The 25,818-nt window shown below is 48.2% G+C and carries 19 protein-coding genes; 2 read left to right on the top strand and 17 right to left on the bottom strand.

Annotated elements, in window-relative coordinates:
* The first annotated feature begins 130 nt into the window (after nt 1-130).
* Nucleotides 131-1,234, top strand: a complete 1,104-nt coding sequence (locus DFQ00_RS09860) for a glycosyltransferase family 4 protein (protein WP_110896312.1) — start codon at nt 131-133, stop codon at nt 1,232-1,234.
* Nucleotides 1,235-1,257: 23 nt separating this feature from the next.
* Here DFQ00_RS09860 and DFQ00_RS09855 read toward each other — a convergent pair whose 3' ends face one another.
* The 13 genes from DFQ00_RS09855 to DFQ00_RS30120 all read right to left on the bottom strand — a co-directional run bounded on the left by DFQ00_RS09855 (nt 1,258) and on the right by DFQ00_RS30120 (nt 19,255).
* Nucleotides 1,258-1,620: an HIRAN domain-containing protein gene (locus DFQ00_RS09855; protein ID WP_110896311.1), complete on the bottom strand. Its 363-nt coding sequence runs from the start codon at nt 1,618-1,620 to the stop codon at nt 1,258-1,260.
* 35 nt (nt 1,621-1,655) lie between these two features.
* Nucleotides 1,656-2,627: a helix-turn-helix transcriptional regulator gene (locus tag DFQ00_RS09850; RefSeq protein ID WP_110896310.1), complete on the bottom strand. Its 972-nt coding sequence runs from the start codon at nt 2,625-2,627 to the stop codon at nt 1,656-1,658.
* 302 nt (nt 2,628-2,929) lie between these two features.
* Entirely contained in the window at nt 2,930-3,451 is a 522-nt protein-coding gene (locus DFQ00_RS09845) for a hypothetical protein (protein WP_110896309.1), read from the bottom strand.
* A 210-nt stretch (nt 3,452-3,661) separates the two neighbouring features.
* The gene (locus DFQ00_RS09840) at nt 3,662-4,297 is read right to left on the bottom strand and encodes a 50S ribosomal protein L25 (RefSeq protein ID WP_110896308.1); all 636 of its coding nucleotides are present in this window, start codon (nt 4,295-4,297) and stop codon (nt 3,662-3,664) included.
* Between the two features lie 236 nt (nt 4,298-4,533).
* Nucleotides 4,534-7,410 carry a type I pullulanase gene (gene pulA, locus DFQ00_RS09835; RefSeq protein ID WP_110896307.1) on the bottom strand — a complete coding sequence of 959 codons (2,877 nt, stop codon included), beginning with the start codon at nt 7,408-7,410 and terminating at the stop codon, nt 4,534-4,536.
* A 257-nt stretch (nt 7,411-7,667) separates the two neighbouring features.
* A complete protein-coding gene (gene pulA / locus DFQ00_RS09830) occupies nt 7,668-9,764 on the bottom strand; it encodes a type I pullulanase (RefSeq protein ID WP_110896306.1) in 2,097 nt (698 codons plus the stop codon).
* 163 nt (nt 9,765-9,927) lie between these two features.
* Entirely contained in the window at nt 9,928-11,457 is a 1,530-nt protein-coding gene (locus DFQ00_RS09825) for an extracellular solute-binding protein (protein WP_110896305.1), read from the bottom strand.
* A gap of 121 nt (nt 11,458-11,578) precedes the next feature.
* The gene (locus DFQ00_RS09820; RefSeq protein WP_110896304.1) at nt 11,579-12,682 is read right to left on the bottom strand and encodes a glycoside hydrolase family 88/105 protein; all 1,104 of its coding nucleotides are present in this window, start codon (nt 12,680-12,682) and stop codon (nt 11,579-11,581) included.
* Between the two features lie 23 nt (nt 12,683-12,705).
* Nucleotides 12,706-14,205 (bottom strand): extracellular solute-binding protein, encoded by a 1,500-nt coding sequence (locus DFQ00_RS09815; RefSeq protein ID WP_110896303.1) that lies wholly within the window; start codon nt 14,203-14,205, stop codon nt 12,706-12,708.
* A 119-nt stretch (nt 14,206-14,324) separates the two neighbouring features.
* Nucleotides 14,325-15,197, bottom strand: a complete 873-nt coding sequence (locus DFQ00_RS09810; RefSeq protein ID WP_110896302.1) for a carbohydrate ABC transporter permease — start codon at nt 15,195-15,197, stop codon at nt 14,325-14,327.
* 45 nt (nt 15,198-15,242) lie between these two features.
* Nucleotides 15,243-16,196 carry an ABC transporter permease gene (locus DFQ00_RS09805; RefSeq protein ID WP_110896301.1) on the bottom strand — a complete coding sequence of 318 codons (954 nt, stop codon included), beginning with the start codon at nt 16,194-16,196 and terminating at the stop codon, nt 15,243-15,245.
* 292 nt (nt 16,197-16,488) lie between these two features.
* Nucleotides 16,489-18,825 (bottom strand): helix-turn-helix domain-containing protein, encoded by a 2,337-nt coding sequence (locus DFQ00_RS09800; protein ID WP_167433650.1) that lies wholly within the window; start codon nt 18,823-18,825, stop codon nt 16,489-16,491.
* Nucleotides 18,826-19,123: 298 nt separating this feature from the next.
* Entirely contained in the window at nt 19,124-19,255 is a 132-nt protein-coding gene (locus tag DFQ00_RS30120) for a hypothetical protein (protein WP_279630396.1), read from the bottom strand.
* Nucleotides 19,256-19,767: 512 nt separating this feature from the next.
* Between DFQ00_RS30120 and DFQ00_RS09795 the strand changes: the two genes are divergently transcribed.
* Complete coding sequence (locus tag DFQ00_RS09795) at nt 19,768-20,010, top strand: cysteine-rich CWC family protein (protein ID WP_244213760.1); 243 nt, start codon at nt 19,768-19,770, stop codon at nt 20,008-20,010.
* Between the two features lie 286 nt (nt 20,011-20,296).
* On the opposite strand, the gene DFQ00_RS09790 is transcribed toward DFQ00_RS09795, so the two are convergent.
* The 4 genes from DFQ00_RS09790 to DFQ00_RS09775 all read right to left on the bottom strand — a co-directional run bounded on the left by DFQ00_RS09790 (nt 20,297) and on the right by DFQ00_RS09775 (nt 25,488).
* A complete protein-coding gene (locus tag DFQ00_RS09790; RefSeq protein ID WP_110896299.1) occupies nt 20,297-21,442 on the bottom strand; it encodes a mannitol-1-phosphate 5-dehydrogenase in 1,146 nt (381 codons plus the stop codon).
* Nucleotides 21,439-21,873, bottom strand: coding sequence for a PTS mannitol transporter subunit IIA (locus tag DFQ00_RS09785; protein ID WP_110896298.1), 435 nt, complete (start codon nt 21,871-21,873; stop codon nt 21,439-21,441). The genes DFQ00_RS09790 and DFQ00_RS09785 overlap by 4 nt, the downstream gene beginning before the upstream one ends.
* Nucleotide 21,874: 1 nt before the next feature.
* Nucleotides 21,875-23,980, bottom strand: coding sequence for a BglG family transcription antiterminator (locus DFQ00_RS09780; RefSeq protein ID WP_110896297.1), 2,106 nt, complete (start codon nt 23,978-23,980; stop codon nt 21,875-21,877).
* 65 nt (nt 23,981-24,045) lie between these two features.
* Nucleotides 24,046-25,488 carry a PTS mannitol transporter subunit IIBC gene (locus tag DFQ00_RS09775; RefSeq protein ID WP_110896296.1) on the bottom strand — a complete coding sequence of 481 codons (1,443 nt, stop codon included), beginning with the start codon at nt 25,486-25,488 and terminating at the stop codon, nt 24,046-24,048.
* Between the last annotated feature and the right edge of the window lie 330 nt (nt 25,489-25,818).

The following is a 25,818-nucleotide window of genomic DNA, read 5'->3' as shown; positions in this document are numbered from 1 at the left end:
CAGAATATTCCATGTATGATTCGTTGACCAATGCTTCGATCGGAGCCGCTGTACAGGAGCCAAACCGCAGATTCACACATACAATACATAACAAAGGTTGTTACCCAGGTCGGACAAGGAGGAGCTTACCATGCACATCGTCATGATTGCACCAGAGAAATTGCCTCTGCCCGGCAATGGTTCAGTCGAAATCTGTATTTTAAGCATCGCACGCGAGCTTGCCCGCCGTCATCAGATAACCATTATAAGCCGTTCTATGAAAGGTTCTCCTTCAATAGAGCACATGGACCAAATCACAATCCGACGTGTATCCGCTACGAGTGTTAACGATTATACAACCTCCGTTATTCGCTTGCTATCCACACTGGAGATGGATGTTATTCAAGTAGACAACCGACCCCTCAGTATGGCAGCGATCAAAAAGACATTTCCCCAGATCCCCGTTGTGCTTTATCTGCACTCGCTTACCTTTGTACAGCCTGGTCCCCGGAAAATGGCTGCACTTCGGAAAGCCAGCTGCATAGCTGTGAACAGTCAATCCTTAAAACACAAGCTCTGCCAGCGTTTCCCGGCTGTAAAGCCGCGTCTGCATGTTGTTCCACTAGGTACCGATATTGAACGATTTAGGCCTGCCATCAATAGAGAAGAACAGCTTCGTATACGCGCAAGCGTTGGATTAACCGATGATTTCACCGTGCTGTACGCTGGCAGAGTAATTCCCGGCAAAGGGGTGGATGTTCTCATCCGCGCTGTTGCTCTCTTACAGAAACATTTGACTGTCCAGCTGGTCATTGCAGGCAAGGGCCCCCTGCAATTCATCCGATACTTGCGTAAATTGGCACGTAAATATAATGTACGGGTGATCTTACTCGGTCAGATGAAGCACGAGCAGATTGATCAGCTCTATCGCAGCGTAGACTGCCTCGTATGTCCTTCACAAAAACATGAAGCCTTTGGCCTCGTTAATGTAGAGGCTATGGCTTCAGGGATTCCTGTAGTTGCTTCCGATAATGGGGGAATCCGTGAGATCATTCAGACGGGAAAGAACGGATATCTAATATCCAGCTACAGACAGCCACAGTCATTTGCATCCTCTCTGTATCAACTGGCAAGTAGCCCAGCTCTTGCACAAGCGCTTGGAAAATGCGGACGTGAAACCGCCGCTGCCCAGTTCAGTTGGGCAAGGACAGCCATGCATCTGGAGGCTGTCTACACAAGGCTCATCCGTCGATGAGCCTTGTGTATTTTCAACGATAATCAGGCTTTCTCACGAAACTGCCAATCCGCGATCATCGAATCCATCTGTGACACAGATACATGAGTAATTTCAATCAGTTCAATAATGACCATGTCCTTCATCATAAATCTCACCTTGGCACAGGTTTGCTGAGAGAAGGCATCATAGAATCCTGCCCCGGTCCAGCAGCCATGAGGGGTTTGGCCGGGGTGATTGATAATATATCCTACTTCTCCGATTGGAGGAATAACCACTTTGATTGCCCGGTGATCCGAGCGATTATCGGGGTCCTTAACAAGATACAGCGTATCTCCCACATGAAATGCTTGTGCTCCATGATAATTATCCATGCCAATGACTGCTGCAAATATTTTGGTACTCATATAATTACTCCTTTTCTTCTGTTATTCCCTGATGACTAGAGAGCCTCCTCATCTTCATAGCGCTCCAGCCATACCAAAAGCTGTTTACGAATCTGTCTTCGATACTCGCGAGGTTCCAGCACCTCCGCCTCAGGACCAAACTGATATAACCACATTAAAAATTCACGGCTGCTATTCAGTGTTACCTCAAATAACAAGCCTCCATTTACAAGATCCGTCATCCGAGGACGAACAAACATCTCTTCTTCTTTTATGTAGGGGGCAACTTTTTCAGAGAATCTCACTTTAAAATGAATATGCTCTTCTCCTCGGTCGATCGACCAGGTATTTTTCATATACTGGGTTATGTTGAAATCGCCCATATCAAATACAGCATTGGTTTTCGTAACATCCAGAAAACGGCTGATGCGAAATAAACGAACCTTCTGTTGCAGATGACAGTATCCTATCAGATAGAAACGTTGATCGCGCGGGACCAGATAATAAGGATCAATGTGCCGGAATGTAATTTGATTATTGGTGAGTGTATGATATTGAGCTTGGATTGTCCTCCCGTCTAGAATTGCCTCGATAATAGGGATTAACAGGTTGGGGTCCTTGCCTTCCTCACGGTAAGCAGGTATTCCCATTCGAATGATGCCAGCAATATTTTCCACAATTTCACTATTCCTTGTTTTAAGTTTGGTGTGTGCCGATATAACTTTATCATAAGCTGAATCAAACTCAGTCGGTAATTTAGAAGTATCGACCAAGGCAGGAAGCATACAAAAAAGCATGGCCTCCTGTTCGGTAAAATCTAGCGGATACATCGCGAAGTCACCTATAAATCGATAACCCTTTCCATATCCTTCGTTCATTATGGGAGCAACCCTGTCCAAAATCCGGAGATCACGATAAATTGTACGTACAGTTGTACCGCATTTAAGGGCCAATTCCTTAGCAGAGATTCCGGGATTAGCTTGTATAGCCTGAAGTATACGTAGCAGACGAATTAATTTCTCTGTCATGTAGTTTCTCCCCTTCGATATTTTATCGGCAAGGAAAACTAGTTCCTTTAGTTCATATATAAATCTTTAGTCCCAAGTATATTTTCGCAATTTCACCTTTTATTTGTATTTTAGTTGCACTTTTCCCCCCTTTTAATATACATTCTCTTACTTGGTTGCGTAAATTAATAACCCAAAATCAAGTCCAACTAAGCCTGAAAGCCTATACAAAATTCTAAAAATAATACAAAAAGCCCTGATCTCCAGACGATACAAGGCATAGATGGTTGTATATTTATTAAAGTAAACCCGCTTTTAAATTCTTATTTTTCCATTATTCCCAATCTGTGTAGCACGTGCAGCATGTGATGACATAACTCTGGCATGTCCTGCATCTGATCTTCATTCACCTTTCGATCAAAATATACACTGGAAGCCACATTAAAAGATGCGGGCGTCTCACCAAACGTATAATGAATACGTTGCAGCGTCCGCTGTGAGGGCCAATATTCCTGCATGATGGCCTGAATGTCAGGACATAGCAATTCCGGCTGCTTCGTCGTTACGAGCGCAAAGCGAAGCTCCAAACCACAACCCGGCTGGCTGCCCGGTGTCTCCAGAATTTCTGCAGCCGTATCCTCCAGGGCACTCTTCAGCACCAGTTCAGCGGTAATTCCAGCCTTCTCTCTGAGACAAAATTGCAGCGTAAACACTCTGGACATGCTCGCCATATCAAGCTGATCTCTTCGATGGGTAACATGGATGCGTTCATCAAGATTGTCCAGATCATAAATGTAGTTTTCAATGGCTACTTTGAGATTATCGTAGATGGTCGGATCAAACATACAGCAACCTGCTTTCTTTTCTTTTATTTTATTTTTATTTTGCTCACTTCGTTTTCTCCTCTTTTCGTCCGTCTTCACGTTGTACCACAAGTTCCTCCGTTATTTCAATGAAAGTTTTGATACCTGTGGAGAACGAAAAAAAGCCCAGCCCACATCGTGTGGACTGAGCCTGCCCGCTTAACAAGCATAAATCAGGTTTACAGCGTTTAATTATTGTTCAGCAGCTTCACCCTCTGCTGCAGCTTCAGGCTGCGCTTCATCAGCTGAAGCTGTTGGCTCCTGTTCAGCAGCCTGTGGCGGCATCACCGAAGCTACGATAGAATCTGGTGACGTGATAAGAGTCAGACCCTTATCCAGTTTAATCTCACCTGCGGTGAGTCGATCACCGATCTCCAGACCGCTGACGTCAACTTCAATGGAGGTTGGCAGGTCAGCTGGCAAACCTTCCACTTCTAGCTGTGTTTCCTGGGTCTGGAATACACCGCCTGCTTTGGAGCCGGCAGCAGTCCCCTGAAAATCAATCGACACACTCACGGTGATCGGTTTGTTTTTGGAAATCTGCAAAAAGTCTACATGCAGTAGACGGCCGTTACGCTCCTGCTGATCCTTGATCAGCACAGGAACCGTTTTGCCACCCTCTACATTCAGGTTAAACATCTCGGAGCGGCCTGTGCGTGCCACTTTAAGCACTTCCTTTTCATCCACATGTATGGCGGCACCTTCTTGCCCCGGTCCGTAAACTACGGCAGGAACTCGTCCACCTTGTCTTAACAGGCGCAGTGCTGCACCTTTCTTTTCTGTTCTTGGAGTTGCTGTAAGTTGAGCCATTTTTCCGTTGGATTTCATGATTGAACATCCTCCTTCAAGGGTTCCCTACTTTGTTTTTGTTGGCAAGCTCTGCATCTTCTCACCAATAGATCAATATGGTCTATTTGTGAGGGCCGTATGTTGGGCCATATCTATATTTACCCCAATGACCTCGCATCTAAAACATTAAACCGAATATTTTTAACCTTTTTTTGTTATTTAACACTTTTTTAAACACAAAAAAACAGCCGGAATTGCTTCCAGCTGTAAAAAACTCAAGCGCTATTCAGGTCATCATTGTCACGTGGCTCGCGTATGATGTGCATCTCATCCGATCCGCTCTGCACGTTAATCTGCACGTCACCATCCTCAGGCGCGATATCCACATAGCGGTCTCCGCACGTATCCTTGGCCTCCCATTCGTTCAATCGGATGATAAAACCCAAATGATGCAAGCCTGGAGCGACACGGAATCGTGCTTCTGCCGCACTGCCTGCCCGTTCCAAGCGAAATGCGCCATCCTGCATGCCTGTGCCCCATACCCAGACATCCCAGCCATCGTAGCAGTGATCCTCTCGTTCATAGCGGATGGTTATCACTCGCGACAGATGTCTGTGAACCGTTACTGTGTACACAGCCCGGACATTTCCGGCTTCAGCGATAATACGTGTTGTACCTGCCGTCACCGCTCTAACAAGGCCAGCATGGCTCACGGCTGCTACATCCGAATGAGAAGAGCTCCAGCGGATATGGGCATCTGTCAGAGGTTGCCCATACTGATCCAGCACCAGCGCCCGAAAACGACTGATTCGAGTCGTGTATACCACTGGCTCACCAAGAATCTCGATTCGAGCTGCAAATCGGACATCGACCTCTACCGTGCAGGTCGATGTGATCGGACCGCAAGCGGCAGTGATTTCAGCGGTGCCTCGGGTCATCGTATGCATCGTACCGTCGTCATCCATACGCACAATATCGGGATCGGACGAACTCCACAGCACATGCATATTTTCCAATACATTTCCCATGCTGTCCCTCACAACGGCTCGCAGTCGAGTAATCTCCTGCGGTGCAAACACCCGGCGCGGGATGCCAATCTCAAGCGCTGCTGGTTCTGCCTCGACAGGATGCTCCAGATCATACAGAACCATAAGTGACCATCGTTCCACCTGAACTTCTCTTGTAACTGTCTCCAGCACATCCGTTCCAGCTGTATGGTGGTTCACAACCACCTTCCATTCTCCCTCATGCAGATGAATCGTTTGAGCCTCATCGGAGCCGTTATAGATCACAATAATTCGATGCCACGAATCCCCATTAGCCCTTTGTTCAAGCATATAGGCCGCCACGTTTCCATCTGTTCGTATAACGCGAAGATGTCTGCGCACCTGCTCCGCCTCCGTCATGCGGAATGCCGGATGAGTACGCCGCAGATGAATTAACCCTCGATAATAATCAAACACAGGTCTGAAGCGCTCTTTATTCGCCCATCTTATCGCGTTCACTGCATCGCCACTACGATAGCTGTTATGGTCTCCGGCCTTGGACCTTAACATCTCGTCTCCGGCCTGCAGAAACGGTATGCCCTGTGATGTAAGCAGGATGCCTGTAGCAAGGATCGAGCGGCGAACCATCTCATTCTCCATGAGATGAGCTTCGTTCACATGCCGATAAGCATCTACCGCCTTCACCGCCGATTCAGCACTGCCACCTTCTGCGGGCTGTCCGTCCTTCCATACGGGAAAACCCAGATCATGGCGCAGATCAAGACAGGTTGCGATTTTATCCCATAGGTTCAGGTTATCATGAGCGGTTACATAATTAACGGTTTCTGCAGGTGAAGAGGCGAAATCATTCAACGCCCCTTCAGCACCCTGCATAATGGCATGCTCCTGCCCTTCTGCGCCTGTCACGAATCCCCTGCCGCTACCATCGCTATCTCCCTTGATTGCACTTCGAAAGTGATCATTGAATACAGCAAAACCATGGCCTCGCTGCGTTCCTTTGAGTGTCTGGCGTGTCAGCGGTGAAGCCCCGCCAGTCCATGGCTCTCCATAGATCAGAAAGGCGGGATCAAACTGCTCCCTCAATTCACGGGTCAGCTCAATCATCGTATCCTGATCAATCAATGCCATCAGATCAAATCTGAACCCGTCAATATGAAATTCCTCGGCCCAGTAACGTAATGAATCCAAAATATATTTCCGTACCATCGGGCGCTCTGTCGCCAGTTCATTACCGACACCAGATCCGTTACTGAGCGTACCATCCTCATTATGGCGATAGAAGTAGCCTGGCACAATCCGCTCAAAAGGACCCTTCTCCACGCTATACGTATGGTTGTAAACAACGTCCAGCACGACACGCAGACCCTGCCTGTGCATCGACTGAATCATCATTTTGAACTCACGGATGCGGACAGCGGGGTCGCGTGGATCAGTCGCATACGAGCCTTCAGGCACATTGTAATGCTGCGGGTCATACCCCCAATTGTAGGGCGCTTTGACATTAAAATCGGCATGGGCAGCCGTAAGCTCGTTTACTGTCTGATAATCGGCCACAGGAAGTAAATGAATATGTGTCACACCCAATTCAACCAAATGATCAATACCGATCCGGTTTCCTGCCTGGTCTGTAAGCCCGCTCGCTGTAAAAGCCAAATATTTTCCTTTATACGGCAGTTCTGCATAAGAATCCGAAGAGAAATCACGAACATGCAGTTCATAGATAACCGCATCTACAGGATGAACAAATGCAGGCTTTACGTCCTGATCCCATCCCTCTGGATGTGTATAACTCCAGTCGATAATTGCCGTACGCTGCCCATTCGCTGTAACAGCTTTGCTGTACGGGTCTGCTACAACATGCACTTGCTGGTTATCATGAACGATACGGTACATATAGAAGTGTCCAGCCCAGTCGCCCGGAAGCGTCAGCTGCCAGATGCCATCTGCATCACATATCATCTCGTATGCCTGGCCATCATCATGATTGGTTACAATACCAAGGTCGTTATACTCGCCCTCATTTTCAAAAATCAATATATGGACCAACTGTGCAGTAGGTGCCCATAGCTTGAACGTGCTCTCAGCACAGGTATAAGTTAAGCCAAGGTCGTTGCCTTCATAACGAAAAGAAGTCCATTCCGGCATCATTCCACCGCCTTTATATCCTTTGATTTCGTGTTGTCCCGATGTTACGAAGCGGGAAGCTATTTGTCAACCCAGGGTTGTCTGTACTGAACATATCGGTTAGAGCGACACTTTCGATGAGCAAAACGCTTTCATCTACAGCATATGTAAACAAGCCGCTGTGGTTGACAGCTTCTGTACCTGTGAACTCAAAAAACACTCCCTTTAAAACATATAAGAGAGTGTCTTGACGTATTGGCTTATTAAACAGGTCTACTTCACAAAACGGAATATAAAGTGGTCATGGAGATGCCCCTGACCTCAATCTGGCTGTTCTCTCCGTATGGACCGTTCTGACCGTTTTCCATGGTGCGAAGCGAATGCATGTCCACTCGCCCGTCTTCAACAGCGACGTTCCACACCCCGGAAGGGAGCGGGATCGAGCGAGTCTGCATGGACGCATTATAAATCACTACAATCCGCTGCCATGTATCCTCCGCCGCTGTACCTTGTATCTCGTATGCAAGCAGTCCCTCTTCCTGATGCAAAAGACAAACATACCGTTCAATCGCTTCGCGTGTACGCAGACGAAATGCCGGATGCTCTCGCCGCAGATGAATCAGCCCACGGTAGTAGTCGAACACCGGCTTATACCGCTGTTTCTGGTCCCAACGGATCGCATTAACTACATCCCCGCTCTGATGGCTGTTCATATCCCCGTATTTACTTCGCAGCAGCTCGTCTCCGGCCGCAATCAGAGGAATACCTTGTGCGGTCAATACAATGCCATTCGCAAGCAGACATCGCCTGACCGTTTCGTTGCCAAGCACATCGTTCGGATCAACCTGAAGATAGGGATTGGCTTTGCTCACCGCCTCTTCCACGCTGCTGCAGCCCTTTAGGCTTCCATCCTCGTTATACTGCAGAAAACCCAGCACCTCATGTAGCCCTTGTGTTCGTGCAACCTTATCCCACAGATTGAGATTGTCATGTACGGTGACATAATTCAGAGTCTCGGCTGGTGCTTCCGCAAAATCATGAATAGCCCCCTGTACCCCTGTCCATAAATGGGCTGCCTTCCCTTCTTCACCTGTCGCAAATCCTTTGCCATCTCCATCACTGTCCCCTTTAATGACGCTACGAAAATTGTCATTGAAGACTGCAAATCCTGCTCCGCGCTGCGTTCCCTTCAAGGTCATCTCCTCTGCCAGCGGGGATTCCATTGCTCCCCAAGGCTCCCCGTATAAGAGAATCGAAGGCGACACGCGAGTATGAAGCTCAGATGTGAGCTGCTTCATGGTAGCTACATCAATCAGACCCATCAGATCAAAACGAAAACCGTCCACATGGTACTGCTCGGCCCAGAATCGAACGGAATCAATGATAAACTTACGAACCATCAGTCGTTCTGTTGCCACCTCATTGCCTGTGCCTGACCCGTTGCTATAGGTGCCATCCGCATGCTGGCGATAATAATAACCGGGAACCAGCTTTTCAAATGAGCTGCCTGCTGTATCAAACGTGTGGTTATAGACCACATCCATAATGACCCCTATCCCCTTTTGGTGAAGTGCAGCAATCATGGACTTGAACTCACGAATGCGCGTCTCGGGATCATCTGCGCGTGATGCATACGAGCCCTCCGGCACATTGTAATGTAGCGGATCATAACCCCAGTTATAGTTGGAGACATCATGCAGATTGTCATTTACACTTGATTCATCTACCGTTGCAAAATCAAAAACAGGCATCAGGTGCACATGCGTAATGCCCAGTTCAGCCAGATGGTCAATGCCAAGGGTATGACCTGCTTCATCACGCAGCCCCGTTTCCGTGAATGCCAGATATTTGCCTTTGTTCACAATGCCCGATGAGGGATGAATGGAAAAATCCCGAACATGCAGCTCGTACAGTACAGCATCTGTCGCATGGAGCAGCTTCGGCCGCTGATCCTTCCTCCACCCTTCTGGATGGGTCCGCTCCAGATCTATGATGACACCCATCTCCCCGTTCATGGTGACAGCTCGTGCATAAGGGTCCACAGCCGTAGTGGAGGTCCCATCAGCAAAGGTGGGCCTGAACATATAACGATACCTTTGCCAATCTCCCTCTATGTTAAGAACCCACACCCCCTGCCCATCAGACTGCATCGGCATCACTTGATATTTCAGTTGATCCAGTTGTTCAGCAGAATTTCTGTCGGTCAATGGCGGGTAAAGAAGAAGGTGCATCTGGGCGGCCACCGGCGACCACACCTTGAAAATACACAGATTCGCTCCAAGGCTAACCCCAAGATCATTTCCTTCATATACAGCAGTTATCTGAACTGGACTCGCTTTTTCAACGGCTCGCTGTCCCTTCTTGTCGTCGATCATCATCGTTCTCCTCTCGCTGCGTTGAGTGTGATAAGTAGATTATTAAAATAACTCTTTACCCTTTATACCCGTTCTTCAGGTCAGTCATAATAGATCAGCTCAAAAAGAAGCAGCTGTGATGTATACCCCATCACAGCTGCTTCCGCGCCAGTATGATCCTATTTTATTTCCCGTTCAGCTCTTTGTACGATGCTTCAAGCTCAGTAAGCAGCTGGTCACCGCCTGCTTTTCTCCAGTTCGCAACTTCCTGCTCCCAGCCTGCATCATCAATTTTGCCCATAATGTACTTGGTCTGTGCATCCCAGATCATCTGATCCAGTTCCTGACCGCGCTCGGTGTAGATGGCAGACGACAGCGTCAGTGCCGGATTAGCAATCGCATACTGCTCATTTTCACGAGCCATCTTGGTGCCTTTCATGCCAATCGGAACATCGACCAGCTCAGGCACGTTGTATCCTTCCACGCTAAGCAGGTTATCACGATATGGCTTGACCTCCCGCTGGTACGCGTCGAAGTCTTTTAACTCTGTTTTGCCATCCGCTGTCTTGCTGTAATGTACGTCGAGCAATCCACGCAGTTGCAGCGTGCTAAGCTCCTCATCCATCAGTTTGTCCAGGAAGGTGAGCACTTTTTTTAGTTGCTCCTCATCCTTCACAGATGCTTTAGGAATAACAAGCATGCCATAGTTACCTGGCTCACCCGCAATGCGGATGCCCTGTGGTCCCTGGAATGGTGCAACATCAATGATACCATCCGGTGCATTCGGTGTAAGACGCTGCTGAGACGATTTCCCGTTCTGGGCTACACCGTTCAGCTTCATGGCCACGAGGCCCGAATCCATTTTTTTGTCCGCATCCGAAGGGTCCAGTGCAGGGAAATCACTGTTAATCAGCCCCTCCGTAAACAGACGCTTGAACAGCTTCATCGTATCAACATATTCGGTCGTCAGAAATTCCGGAGTTAGTTTGCCAGCATCATCCACACCCCATTTGTTGACTCCGCCAATACTTACAGCAATCCGTGTCAGTGGTGAGGATACACCCTCATTATACTTTTTGAACAGCAACGCTCCGTAAGTATCTTCCTTGCCGTTGCCGTCCGGGTCCTCCTTGCGGATCGCACGCATCACCTCATACCAGTCATCCAGCGATTTCGGGATATCCAGCTTCAGCTTGTCAAACCAGTCCTTACGATATACAATCGCGGTCCGTCCGATATCCCGGAAGTTCGGGATGCCATAGATTTTGCCCTCGATCTTGATATTGTTAAAATGAGCCTCGGACTGGGCAGACAAATTTTTGTAATCTTTCAAATACGGCCCGAGCTCCCAGAACAGCCCCGTCTTCGCTGCATTAAATGTAGTAGGCACATAGTTGACACGCATAATCGTTGGCATCTCCCCCGATGCCACCATCACATTCACCTTGTCATCAAACGCCGACTGTGGAATCCACTGCACGTTGACATCCGTGTTGGTATATTCCTCAATCTTCTTTTCAATCGCATTTTCCTTGGCAGGCACATCTCCTACCTGCATCAATGAAATGGAAATAGGCAGCTTGCCTTCCTCCGCAGCTGGAGCTTTTTCTCCCCCGCATCCTGCCAGCAGACCAGCAGACATCGCACCTACAATAACTAAGCTCCCTATGCGAAGCATAGCATTCTTTGAACTTCTTGGACCTTTTGGACTCATGAACCATCTCTCCTTTTGGATAAGCCTAGTGTTCAGCGATCTTGCCCTCATCCCCACTCATAGATGCCTTCAATCTCAAAATGTATGCGCTATCATAATTTTCGGGAGAAAAGAACTAGCGTTATGCCAGTTCCATCTCTACCCCTGCCAAAATAAACGGAGCAACCGATTTCGGATCATTGATGCGAATGGACTCGGTCACATAGTATTCGTAAGAGCCATCACGATACGGCGTTCCCCCAAGGCCTGCTCCCCCGTTGCATTGTGTCAGGGAAAGCACACCCTCTTGATCGGCTTGCAGCAAATGCTGCAGCAGACCTTGATATCCTTTTTCCGCAATCGCTTTGAACTTGCCGCTCAGATACCCTTTGCGCACGCCTTTCGCCAGAGCATAAACAAACATCGACGTTCCCGAAGCCTCCAGGTAGTTCCGCTCACGTCCCGGCTGATCGAGCAGGTGCGGCCATAAGCCCGTCTGCTGATCCTGTACATGTACCAGCGCATTGGCAAGCCGCTCGAAAATACCGATAATCTGTCCACGCTGCTCGTGATCCACGGGCAAATAGTCCAGCGTATCTACAACCGCCATCACATACCAGCCTACTGCCCGACTCCACACATGTGGAGAGCAGCCTGTATCGCCAGAACTCCAGCGCTGCTCCTTGCTCTCATCCCAGGCATGGTATAACAAACCGCTGCGTGGGTCACGCGTGCGCTCTTCGACAAGCAGCAGCTGCAGGGCAGCCTTGTCAAACCACTTTGCTTCACCATTCACTGCCCCGTATTGAGTGAGAAACGGTGTTGCCATGTACAACCCGTCCAGCCACATCTGGAACGGATAAATCTTTTTATGCCAGAATCCGCCCTCACGGGTGCGCGGCTGTCCTTTAAGCTGGGTCATCAGCAGCTCGGAAGCTTTGCGATACTTCTCCTGTCCCGTTTTCTCCAGTAGGAAAAATAATGATTTCCCCTGATTAATCTGGTCCAGATTATATTCCTCAATCGTATAGGAACGAATGGAGCCATCTTCTTGAATATAAAGGTCCATCAGCTCCTGGATGTAGTCAAAATATCTCTGCTCGCCTGTGCTCGCATAAAGCTCTTCCAACGCTTTCAGCAGGCAGCCGTTCTCATAATGCCAGGTGGAATACAGCTCATGACTGCGATAACTCTCCATAAACTGGTCAGCCATACGCATAGGTGTATGTTGCAATGTTTGCTTCATGCTTCATCCTCCGATTCTGCTCTTTATTGAGCCTGCTTTTTATAATCCTCGGCGTATTCCTCACGAATTTTGTCTCCGCCAGACTTAGCCCAGTTCTCGATTTCCTTTTCCCAGCCGCTTTGATCAATCTTGCCCATAATATACTTGGTCTGCGCATCGGCAATCATCTGATCCAGATCTGCTCCGCGATCACCGTATGTTGGTGAATACAGCGTCAATGCAGGGTTTGGCACAGCATGTTCAGCCAGCTCCTTCACTAATGCTGTCCCCTTCTCTCCCAGCTCCGTATCCTTCAGCTTAGGTACGTTGTAGCCCTCCACATAAGGGAAATTATCACGATAAGGTTTTACTTCACGCTGGAACGCATCAAAGTCACTCATCTCTACTTCATTGTCACTTAACTTGGTGTAATGCTTGCCTTCCACACCACGCATCAGCAAGGTAGCCATCTCCGGGTCCATCAGCTTGTCAATGAAAGAAAGCAGGTTTTTCAGCTCTTCTTCCGATTTTACCGTTGCTTTCGGGAATGCCAGAATACCGGAATTACCTGTCTGTCCAGCTACACGGTCGCCATTCGGCCCTAGCAGACCCGCAATATCCACAACGCCGTCCGGGTTATTTTTGGACAGACGCTCCTGCTGGCTTTTACCGTTCTGAGCGACACCCACACGCATGCCTACAGCGCCAGTGTCATACTTCTTCTCTGCTTCCGTTGAATCGAAAACAGCAAAGTCCTGGTTGAGCAGCTTCTCTTCATACAATCGTTTCAGCAGATCCATCACCTGCTTGTATTCCGGTGTCATGAATTCAGGTGTGAAGCTGCCATCACTTTCGACCTTCCACTTGTTCGGTGCACCAAAGCTTACGCCGAGACGTGTCGTGAAAGAGTATTGATCCTCGTTATATTTTTTAAACAGCATCAATCCAAACGTATTGTCCTTCCCGTCGCCATCCGGGTCAGATGTGGCCAAGGTTTTGATCGTGTTGTACCACTCGTCCGGGGTCGATGGCACCTTCAGATTAAGCTTGTCGAACCAGTCTTTGCGGTAAATGACCGTTGCCCGTGCAATATCAGAGAATACCGGTACGCCGTAGATTTTACCCTCAACCTTGATGTTGTTAAAGAAACGTTCATTCTGGGCAGCAAGGTTTTTATAATCCTTCAGGAAAGGGCCTACTTCCCAAAACACATCATTCCGCATTGCACTTGTCACCGTTGGGTTATACTGCACCTTTACGATTTTGGGCATGTCGCTGGAGGCGATCATAACATTGATTTTGTCATTGTATGCCGAAGCCGGAATCCACTGGATGTCCAGTTTGGTGTTGGTGTACTCTTCAATTTTTTTCTGTACCTCATTGCCTTTACTTGGTACGTCACCTACCTGTGCAATAGCGATGGATACGTTTTGTACGCCGCCTTCTGCAGCCTGACCATCATCTGATCCGCATCCTGCCAGCAAACCGCCCACTAACGCGAGTGTGCTCAAGGCAGCTACGGCTTTCTTTTTCACAGCTTTCATTTCATGAAAACCTCCCTTTGAATATACAGCCATGCTTCATTACGAAAGCCTGAACCCAATTCCAATAAGTCTCACTTTATTAATGCATTCTCAACCCGTCTCGAATCAATCCTGCACCATTAGCCTTTGACCGAACCAAGCATCACTCCTTTGGCAAAATGCTTTTGCAGGAATGGGTACACCAGCATGATTGGAATCGTGGAGAACACGATTACGGCCATACGAATCGTCAGCGGCTGAATTTCAGTCTCTTCAATGCTTGTATCACCGATTCGACTCTGTGCAAGAATGACGATCTCACGCAGCCAGACCTGCACAGGCCACTTCTCACTATCATTGATATAGATAACGGCGCTGAAGAAGCTGTTCCAGTGTGCCACCGCATAAAAGAGTGAGAAGGTAGCCATCGCTGGCATCGACAGCGGCAGCACAATGCGGAACAATACACCCACATCGTTACAGCCATCAATCTTCGCTGCGTCCTCCAGCTCATCCGGGATGGCCTGGAAGAAGTTTTTGAGTACGATCAGGTTGAACGCACTGATTGCCGTCGGCAGCATCAAGGACCAGAGCGTATCGGTCAGATGCAGAGATTTAACGACAAAGTATGTTGGAATCATACCGCCACTGAACAACATCGTGAATAGCACGCCCAGCAGAATCGGCTGGCGTCCGCGCAAATATTTTCTGGAGAGCGGATAAGCCATAAGCGATGTAAACAGCAGATTAATCAGCGTGCCGATTACGGTAATGTAGATCGACACACCCAAACTGCGAATCAAGGTGTCCGTGGAGAAAATGTAACGGTATGCTGCCAGAGAGAACTCTTTTGGAAAAAGGATAAATCCTCCCTTGGCTACTTCATGCGGGCTGGTAAAGGACACAGCCAAAATATAAATAAACGGGATTACGGTCACGATGCCGATGAGCAGCAGCAAGCCATGATTCACAAAATCAAAGATCCGGTTGCCCCATGTTTTATCCTGTTGCATCTGAATGTTCACTCCTGTCTGATGGAAAACGTCTGCTGCAATGCATCAATAGACGCCTTCCTCCCCGAATTTTTTGGCCAGTGTATTAGCTCCAAGCACCAGCGCCAGTCCGACAACCGACTTGAACAATCCGACAGCAGCACTATAGCTGTACTGTGCCTGGGTAAGTCCCTTCGTGTATACGTAGGTATCGAACACCTCACCCACATCACGATTCGTTGGTGTCAGCATCAGGAAGATCTGTTCAAACCCTGTATCCAGGAAGTGACCCAGACGCAAGATGAGCAAAATGATGATGGTACTGCGAATCGCTGGCAACGTAATGTGCCAAGTCTGACGCCAGCGGTTGGCTCCGTCAATCCGGGCAGCTTCATAGAGCTGTGTGTCTACTCCAGAGAGCGCAGCCAGGAAAATGATTGTGCCCCAGCCTACCTCTTTCCAAATGGATTGTCCTACAATCATCGTACGGAACCATCCAGGTTCAAGCAGGAAGGCAATTTTTTGTCCTGTCAGATTATAAAGCAATTCGTTGATTGCCCCACCCTCTGTCGTAAACAGCATGTAGAACACTCCGACGACAACAACCCAGGATACAAAGTGTGGAACGTAAACCAGTGTCTGTACGAAGCGTTTGAATCGCTCCCGCCGAACCTCATTCATCATCAGCGCAAGTAAGATTGGGAGTGGAAAAAAGAATACCAAATTATAGATGGCAAGCAAAAACGTATTTCGGAATAGTGTCCAGAACTGCGGTTCTCCAAAGAAACGCTGGAAATGCTTGAAGCCTACCCAATCACTCCCCAGAATGCCCTTGTACGGGGTGTAATCCTGAAAAGCCATCGTAATGCCATACATCGGTATGTATTTGAAAATAACAAAGTAAAGCACTCCCGGAATGAGCATGATATACAGCCACCGGTTTTTGATGATGTCCCTCCACAGCAGGTTTTTGTCACTGCGGGTAGCGGGCCGTGTCCGAGCCGCCGTTTCGGCTTTCATAGTGTCTTCCTCCCCACGTTGGAAACGATTACAAAAGATCACTTCCTGAATTCATGTCTCCATTGTGGCTGATAATCGAATCACTGGCTATCGTCTCGTTTTAGCCTCTTGTTTATCCTTATGTATCAAGGGTTACAGCGTTTGGATGCTCGCTGGATACACACCAAATACACTGTTTTCAACCTGCATGTTCCTCGTTTAACTTTGATATATAAGCACGAATCATTATTGGATAAATCTGGATTATGTGCAAAAAACCTGCCTGCCATAGCGGGCAGAGCAGGCCTTGTTGTTATCGCTGCTGCTCCCGGTACTTGCCGGGAGTGGTTCCTGTTATTTTGCGGAAGGTGCGAATAAAAGCTGTTGGGTTGGTATAATTTAATTTTTCCGCGATTTCCGCAATTTTCAGATCCGTTGTCTGCAGCCATGTTTTGGCTTTTTCCATACGGTACTCGGCAAGATATTCGGTAAAATTCACGCCCGCCTCCTTCTTGAAAACCCGGCTTAAATAGACGGGATGAAAGTTCAATTCCTCCGCACAGGCTTCCAGTGACAAATCCCGATCATACCTCTCCTCAATTAAACGAATCATCCGGCGAGCGATATTCATGTACTGAGACTCCTCCTGCTCCCGCCAGAAACGAATAACAGGCTGAAAGAGTCGCTTGCGGAACCAGTTGGTCATTTCGTCCAGAGTTGAAAGCTTGAGCAGATATGCCATAGAAGCCTTCTCTCCCAGCACTTCGGCCACATCTCCACCCTGCTCCTGCACCAGTTGATACACACGGGACAGCAGCTGAACCATAATGACGGGATATTCGCTGAAATGAAGCTTTTTATCTGCCAGCAGACCTAAATACTGCGTAAAATAAATATCTGTTTTCTCCTCGTCTCCCTGCTTGAGTGCTGATGCCAGCTGATCCTCAATCATTCGCAGCTGTGTATAGAGCGCAGCCTCCATCTGACCTCTTGGTTGAATATCCTCGTAGTGTAAAATAATGCGGCTCCCCAGGCTGACTCTGCCCTGCAAAGCTTCCTTGCTCTCCTGATATGCTCTAGGGGTAGCTCCAATGCTGGAATACGCTCGACTGATGCCTATACTCACGGGCAGATTCAGATAGGTCACAACCCGCTCACGTAGCCAATCAGCCTGCCTATGCATCCATTCCTTCAGCTGCACCTCATCGCTCAGTTCGGACGCAAGCACAGTGACCTGTGCATCATCCAGCATGACCGGTGTGAAGCGAATTTCGGCTGGCAGCAGCTCACCGACCATATTGTTAACCGCAAACAGTAGCAGATCGCGATCCTGCTCTTCATATCTTGTGCCCTCCAGCGTATCAATCTGCAGCATGAGCACTCCCAGATGTGACCAGCCGGTGGGGAAGTCGTATAATTCCCCCTGATATTTGAAATCCTCTTCCGAGATTTTGCCTGTCAGCAGCTTGGTCATAAAAAATTCCTGCAGATGCACATGTTGCCCTTTCATCTGCTCACGCATCGTTTTCTCCGAGCTGAACAGGGTAGACAATCGTTCCTCAATATAAATAAACTCATCCTGACGGCGCCCCGCTGGAGGCAGCGGGGAACCCAGTCCTTTCGTGAATTGCAGCAGTCTTGAGATCGGAGAATACATACGCCGACTGCCATATATCGCCACAAGCCCTGTCACGCATAACATGATTAACGTAGCCACACCGGTCACCACGGCAATCTTCTGTGATTGGGCTGTGATCTGCCCCAGAGAGACCACGGATACATATAACCAGCCATTAAGCGGAGACTGTCTATAACTCACTGCTACAGGTTTGTCCTCTACTTCTGCGCTGAAGAACCCCTGCGATTCTCCTGTTACCTGAACTTTTTCTTGAATTTCTTTGTTCAGTTGATCATATTTGCTTCCGTAATTGGTGTCGTTCAAAAAATATTTCTGGTCCTGGTCCAGCACGTACAGATCACCGGAATTCGGATTTCGGCTCAGAAAGCTGCTGAGCTCTGCATCCGCAATATCAATGACAAGAAAGCCCTTAGGTTTGACATTTGTCGGGACCATTGGAATTTTGAAAACCATACTCACAACGTTATCGGATGAGATCAAGGTTGGTGCCTGCTCCGTCAAAGCCTCACCCATGCCTGCCGATACAGGTACACTCTCTTTGGCCGAGATTTTATTCTGAGTCACCCAAAACAAGCTGTTCGTATGTGTAAGATAAGTTCCAATCCGATCTCGAATGCTGAAGTCGCTCAGTTTGCCAAATGAACGCATGGATACAACCCAGTCTTCATCCAGATTAACAAGATATGCCTGATCAATACTAGTGACGGCCTGCAAGTTGTTGAACCCGGAGGTAAGATCACGAATCTCCTGAAATTCGCTGCTATCCAGCGGCTGCTTCATTGCTCGCAGCACCAGTGGCGAGTTAACGTACTGAATCGAGGACAACTGTAAGCTTCGTAATACTTGCTCCACCCTCATCTGGGTCTGATGCAGTATTTGAAGATTGCTCTCGCGCACCTTCTGTTCGATATCACGAGAAGCAATCGTATAGGAGACGGAACCAATTACGATGACCGGCAAGGCCCCAAGAATCATGGTAAAGCAGAGCAGACGCAAAAGATATTTAGGCAAGAAGAGCATCTCCCTTTTAATAAAATCGCTTTCATTGGGTTAAATTACTATTGTTATTTTAAAACCCAATCATAATCAAGTCCACATCTTTATTACGATTCATTAACTTTGAAGTGATTTCCAGTTTATATTACAGGTATATTCCTCAGGTTGAAGGAGAGATTTTGATGTCGGTGAGCGCTCTTAACTAATCAAGCTTCATATTCAGGAGTTTGGCCCTTCATGACGCTTGTGCCCCTTGGCATACGTGGATTTCATGATGCGCCAGAACCCTGTACTTAGTTAAGAACAGCGGAAATCAAACATCGCCTCCGGGATTGCCTGTGTCCGGGTCTATTTCCGCGCTGTGTTCAGCGCGGATTTTTTGGATTAGACCTGTCATGGGCCCTGCTTTCCCATACGTTTCGGGCGGAGAATGACGTTTGTTCATTCTCCGCCCTTTTTGTGTTTTCCATGAGGAATATTTTTCTAAAAACATTAAAGGAGCGGTTCAAGCATGAATCCTGACCAAAACCAGCATTAAAACCAGAACTTCACCACAGATATCAAAAGTTCAAACGAACACACCCTGACCAGTCTGGGCTTCCGCATGTTCAAAAACATGCTGCAGACTGTGCTCTTTCGTACCTGGATCAAGCAGGCATCGTGTGTGAAGAAGAGGACAATCGAGGACAGATTGGGGTCATGATCCGGGGACGCAAGCTGAAAAAATTCAGAAGAAATGCTCGCAGCTGCATATCGTTGCTGACGAGTTGTACCGTGGGAATGAGGACAGCAATCAGCCTCCCTCCCACATTTATATCCACATAACCTGTACGGCAACAATATTTGGTATACTGGTATGAAGAAGATTAGCGCTGTCAAAGTGAATGTTGGTATGCATAGGCAGATCAATAGCGGATTGCATTGGTGGGTTTGAAGAACAAGGGGGGATACAGCATATTGGACAAACAAGACATTACTCATATGCATCAAGCTAAAACAAATACGGACAACGGGGTTGTATGTCCACTTTGCGGAGAAAGCAACGGCTGTACCTACGCTGCGGGCAAGCCACATTCGGAATGCTGGTGCAACCATGCCTCATTCCCTGAAGGTGTGCTTGAGCGCATCCCGGCTGAGCACCGCTTGAAATCCTGCATCTGTCAACGCTGCTTGGACAGCTACGTACGTGAACAGGTATAGCCGGAGGCCAGCAGCAGATAAATTAGGTGGTAGAGGTAACAGAATCGCGGGTAACATACCAAGTCTAACTTGTAGATTGCTCCGTATGATGTAATTAACGAAGCGTGCTGCAATCCGGCCGCCTTTTCAAAAACAAAGAAACCACTCCTGCAGCAATGGTGTGCACTTCATGCATCAGCCATTTCAGAGGAGGGTTTCTTTGTTTTTTTATGATGAATCATGTAAGATAGCTTCTTCTTATTATTACATCTATAATTCTGTATAAATAGATTATGAATGCATTAAACTACATCTGATGGTACTGCTTCACCGCTTCTGCCAGTACCGGATGGCCCTGCTCCATAGCGGTATAATGCGACAAGGCAGATGCCACGCCCTTCTCGCGAATTAGGCTTTGCAGTTCGACCACTTCCGGGTCATCGGAGACATCGAACTTGCAGGCCGCTGCTATACCCATAGCCAGATGAGTTACAGGCATGCCTTCTGCATGTGCGAGCAGCGCCGGGCGAACAAGACGATCATTCGGGGATAGCTTGCGCAGAGGCGAACGTCCCACACGGGTTACCTCATCGGTGAGATAAGGGTTAACGAACCGGCCCAATATTTTTACAATATACTGCATATGATCTTCCCGGTTAAAGCCAAAGCGCTTTACCAGTACCCCACCCGTTTCCTGTAAAGCCCCGTATACGACGGATTTCACTTTTTCGTCGGCAATGGCCTTCTGAATGGTGTCATATCCGTGCACATAACCAATGTATGCGGCAATACAATGCCCGGTATTGACAGTAAACAATTTGCGCTCAATGTACGGCTCCAGATCATCTACATAAACGACACCCTCCATCGGTTTGAAGGCCGGCGCCATCCGGGAGCGATCCACCACCCATTCGTAAAAGGGTTCCACCTGAACATGCAGCGGGTCTGCATGATTCTGAATAGGTACAATCCGGTCTACCGCCGAATCGGGAAAATATACATATTGATCAGCGTAAGCTTGTGCCTGCTCATCCAGCAAAGCATATACATGCTCTTTCAGCTGGGTGCTTCCACCAATCGCATTTTCACAAGCGATAATATGCAGCGGCTTTTGCACAGTACCGACATGTCTTCTGTACTCCAGACCTTTCGCAATACCGGCCGCAATATGCTTCAGCACCCCCACACCAACTGCGGTTGTCACCAGATCTGTTTCAGCCACAGCCTCTGCAACCTTCTGCAGATCGCGACCGTCAATGGCTGTTACCCCAGTCACCGTCTCCTGCTCTTTACTCTCATTAGCGAGCTCAACGGTGTACTCACCGCGCTCTAGCAGCGCATGGACTAGCTCCTGATTCACATCCGAGAACGTCACCTTATATCCGGCACGAGACAGAATCAAGCCGATAAATCCACGTCCAATGTTACCTGCGCCAAAGTGGAGAGCCTTCATAGCTCCATTTCACTTTCGAGAATGGTGATAACTTCCTCTGCTGTTTTTGCATGACGCAGCGCTTCCATGTTCTCTTCCTCCGCGCAGATAACCGCAATGCTGGTCAAAATCTCCATATGCTCCCCGCCCTGTGCCGCGATACCGATGACCATATATGCTTGTTCGTCCCCAAAATCAACTCCCTGCGGGAACTGAATAACCGAAATTCCTGTAGACAGGATCGAGGCTTTGGACTCTTTCGTACCATGCGGAATGGCAAGTCCGTTGCCGACATACGTGGATACGATCTCTTCCCGCTCCAGCATTTTGTCAATATAATCCGCCGTAATATGCCCTGCATCTTTCAAAATCTGTCCTGCCATACGAATAGCCTCATATTTATCCTGAGCCGTTGCGTTCATGATGACTTTGTCTGTTGTTAACATACTCATGTTAATGTCCTCCAATTTCATTTTTACTGCGATAAAATCCAACCAGCTCCCGGGACAGATAATGAATAATTTCATCTCTGTTGCCTTTACCCAGCAGCGCAATCATCTCTTCCTGTAGCAGCAGTGCACTAATCTCGCTGAGTACCTCCAGACTTTCCTTGGACAATTCTTTTGGACCCAGCATCAGTAACACATGACTGACTCCTTCAGGATCATCCATCGTCTGGAGCAACGGTTCCTCAAGCTGGAACAGATTGATGGATGGCCTATAGATGCTTTCACTCCGTGTATGGAACAGCGCCAGCCTGGTGCCGGGAATCTTCTGACTTCCCATCGACTCACGTACCTCCAGCAGTCTTGCGACCTCTCCCGGGTCTTTCAACACACCTGCACGATGTACGATTTTGCACATGGCAAGCACACTATGTGCAAAATCAAGATGTGCATTATCCAGTGCATGCACCTGAAATTTGCCGATGACTCGCACGATTTCAAGCAATGTTGTCTCCATCGCATCCGGGTCGGAATAACGATTCGGAGCCTCATCCCCCGTCTCGCGAGGTTTACGATGCTGCCGCTGTAACGTTGTCGTTTTGATAAAATGTCGAAGCCGTTCACTCTCGTCTGCCGTTAACAGCGGGCTGACTTTGTAATACTGACCTTCCTCCATCGGCAGATCGACGGTAGATAAGACAAGATCATATTCTTCCGTCGGAACTCGGGCGGCCTCGTACCAGGACACGCTGTCTATAATCTGAATTTCCGGAAACTCCTTGGACAGCCGACTGGATAGCATACGGGACGAGCCAATGCCGCTGTTACATACCACAATTGCGCGAATGTCCTGCTTTAGTGCTCGCAGCCGCTCAATGGACGCACCAAAATGCATGACTAAAAAACCGATCTCCTCATCTGGAACCTCTGTCCCCTGCCACGCTTGTAACACCGATGCTTTAACCTGTTCAAAAAGGATGTCATAATCCTTGCGAATCTGTTGTAGCAGCGGATTGCGAATGACCTGATGTGCTTCAAGACGTTCCATCACAGGAATCATATGAGCAATCAGACCTTCCCGAAGCAAGCGATCCTCATGAAAGGCATACCCTGCTCTTTTCTGCATCTGATCCGTAAGCGAGTGCACCCGATCCATCAGAATCAGATCATCAATCGGGAGCAGACTGGAAGAAAGCAGCTGCTGCTCTGTCTCCATTAGCAATTGATGAAAATAGTGCTGCTCCTCCTCGGAGAAGCTCATGCCAAGCTGTGAGGATAATACGCTGCATAGACGAGAGGCCATGAATACGGGCACTCGTGTTTCATGCGGCTCTGTCACTTTTCCCGCCGTGGCAGCCGATCCTGTCCCGGATCGCGGACGTTCAATATGAAAACCTCTGCGTATACGAACAACTGCTACTGATAATTGAATAAGCAGCTTCATATACTGCCGTTCAGGAATTTTTTCGAGCCATTCAATATCCGGTTGCCATAATGCATTTTCAATCGTAAGCACATCACTATGTCCGATCATGCCAAGCAGCTTTTGATTCACAAGCGAACCGCCTTGCTCCGGCTGTCTGCCAAAAAGATCAGACTCATCCAGCATTTCCAACGCCAGCGCAGCAATCGCTCTACGGTGAATCGCCTCACTGCCGGTGATTTTAACCCCGTATCCTCGCCTTCGGACCAGCTTCAGCCCGGCCTGACGAATGCGGGATTCCAGATCATCCAGATCCGTGGTGACCGTGGATACCGTCACCTTCAGATCGGAAGCGAGAGCAAGTAGTTTGACCGGCTCCGCTTCATCCAGCAGGATGCAAAGCATGAAGAGCTTACGCTCTTCCGGCGTAAACTCTACATATTCATTACCCTCCAGCTTCTGGCGTAATGTACTAAGGTCGTCTGAACCGGAATAAATCCGAATTCCGGTCCCTGATTTTTTTTCCAATCGCATACCGAGCGGCTCCAGCCACTGTTCAATCATCAGCAGCTCACGATGCACAGTACGGGCACTTACTTTTACTTCAACGGCGATCTCGCCAGCCGTGACTTCATGAGGATGCTCCAGCAGGAACTCCACAATTTCACGTTGTCTTTTCGTAATACTCATATCTCAGCCTCCGGCTCTTGGAAAACGGCTGCCAGGTTTAAAGCTGTATCGCAGCGGTTCACCGCTTACTTCAAACGTTCAACAAGCGCATCGTATTCCGGGCTTTTTAGGAAGTTGTCAATGGATATATGCTCTGCGTTCGGTGCAACTGTACGTGCTCGATCCGTTAATGTTTTTTGCGTAATTACAACGTCAGCATCCTGCGGAATCTCACTAATCGCCGTGTTTGTTACGGCAACATCAATGCCGTCGGCTTTCATCTTCTTACGAAGAATTGAAGCTCCCATGGCACTTGACCCCATACCCGCATCACAGGAGAATACAATCTTCTTCACATCTGCCTTTGCTTTGGTAGCAGCGGCAGTGCCGACATCTGCTGTAATGGCTGCATTTGCGGTATTACCTTGACGCTTCATGTCCTTCATTCGGCTGGAGGCCGATTCCAGATCCTCATCCTCATCCTTCTGTTTACCCGTTTTGAGCAGCAAAGAGGCGATCAGGAAGGAAACAACTGCTGCGACGATAACCCCTGCGAGCATTGGAATATATCCACCTTTTGGTGTCAGCAGGAAGTAGGCAATGATACTACCCGGTGATGGCGCAGATACCAGACCTGCTCCAGTCAACACAAACGTCAATGTGCCCGCTATGCCTCCTGCAATAGCTGCAAGAATCAGAATCGGTCTCATCAGGATGTACGGGAAATAAATCTCGTGAATACCACCGAAGAAGTGGATAATAACCGCACCCGGTGCAGATGATCTCGCTGTCCCCCGTCCAAAGAAGCAATATGCAAGCAAAATCCCTAGCCCCGGTCCCGGATTAGACTCCAGCATATAAAGCACGGATTTACCCAGCTCTCTCGCTTGTTCCGTAGCAATCGGTGTCAAAATGCCGTGGTTAATCGCATTGTTCAGGAATAACACTTTACCTGGCTCAATGATCAGATTGACCAGTGGAAGCAATCCCAGGTTCATCAAACCCTGCACCCCTGCAGAAAGCACCTTGCTGATGGCCTCTACAGCAGGTCCGATACCTAATAAAGCAATGATGCCCAGAATACCGCCGATGATTCCGGCAGAGAAATTGTTGACCAGCATTTCAAAACCAGCTCTGATTTTACCCTCGACCGATTTATCAAACTTTTTGATCACCCAAGCTCCGAATGGCCCCGCAATCATGGCTCCAAGGAACATCGGAATATCACTGCCTACAATGACACCAATTGTCATGATTGCCCCGACGACCCCGCCCCGCGTTCCATGCACCATCGTGCCCCCGGTATAACCGATCAGCAGCGGCAGCAAATATTTAATCATCGGATCAACGAGTTGTGATAACGTTTCATTCGGGAACCAGCCTGTTTTAATAAACATGGCAGTGATTAATCCCCAAGCAATAAACGCACCCATATTAGGCATAACCATACCGCTCAGGAATCGTCCAAAGCGTTGCACACCGACACGTAATCCACCCTTGGAATTGGACGTTTGGTCCAAATTACTCATTCGTTTATCCTCCTTGAATCAAGTCATAATAATTGTGAAAGGGGTGTCATCCATCCCTGCTGTAATCCTAAGCGAGAAACCTCTCCCGTTCAATCAAATGAAAGCGTACTTTCGTCATGAACAATGATGACAACATTAGATTATGTAATCGTTTTTATGTAGTCATATTCTATAAAACCCTTGATACACAAGGAATTTCATAGCTATGATCCAGATCATATACAGCACATAAAACAGCATAATAGTGTGATCCAGGAGCAGCATATTTATCCTGAAGTCATCCTTTTGGGGCTCAAACACCCTGCTTAGTCTCCTGAAAAGACATCAAAA

This window comes from Paenibacillus barcinonensis, from assembly GCF_003217495.1.
GTDB classification, from domain to species: domain Bacteria; phylum Bacillota; class Bacilli; order Paenibacillales; family Paenibacillaceae; genus Paenibacillus; species Paenibacillus barcinonensis.
The sequence above is the reverse complement of the archived record's forward strand: the minus strand, read 5'-3'. Positions and strand labels throughout refer to the sequence as shown.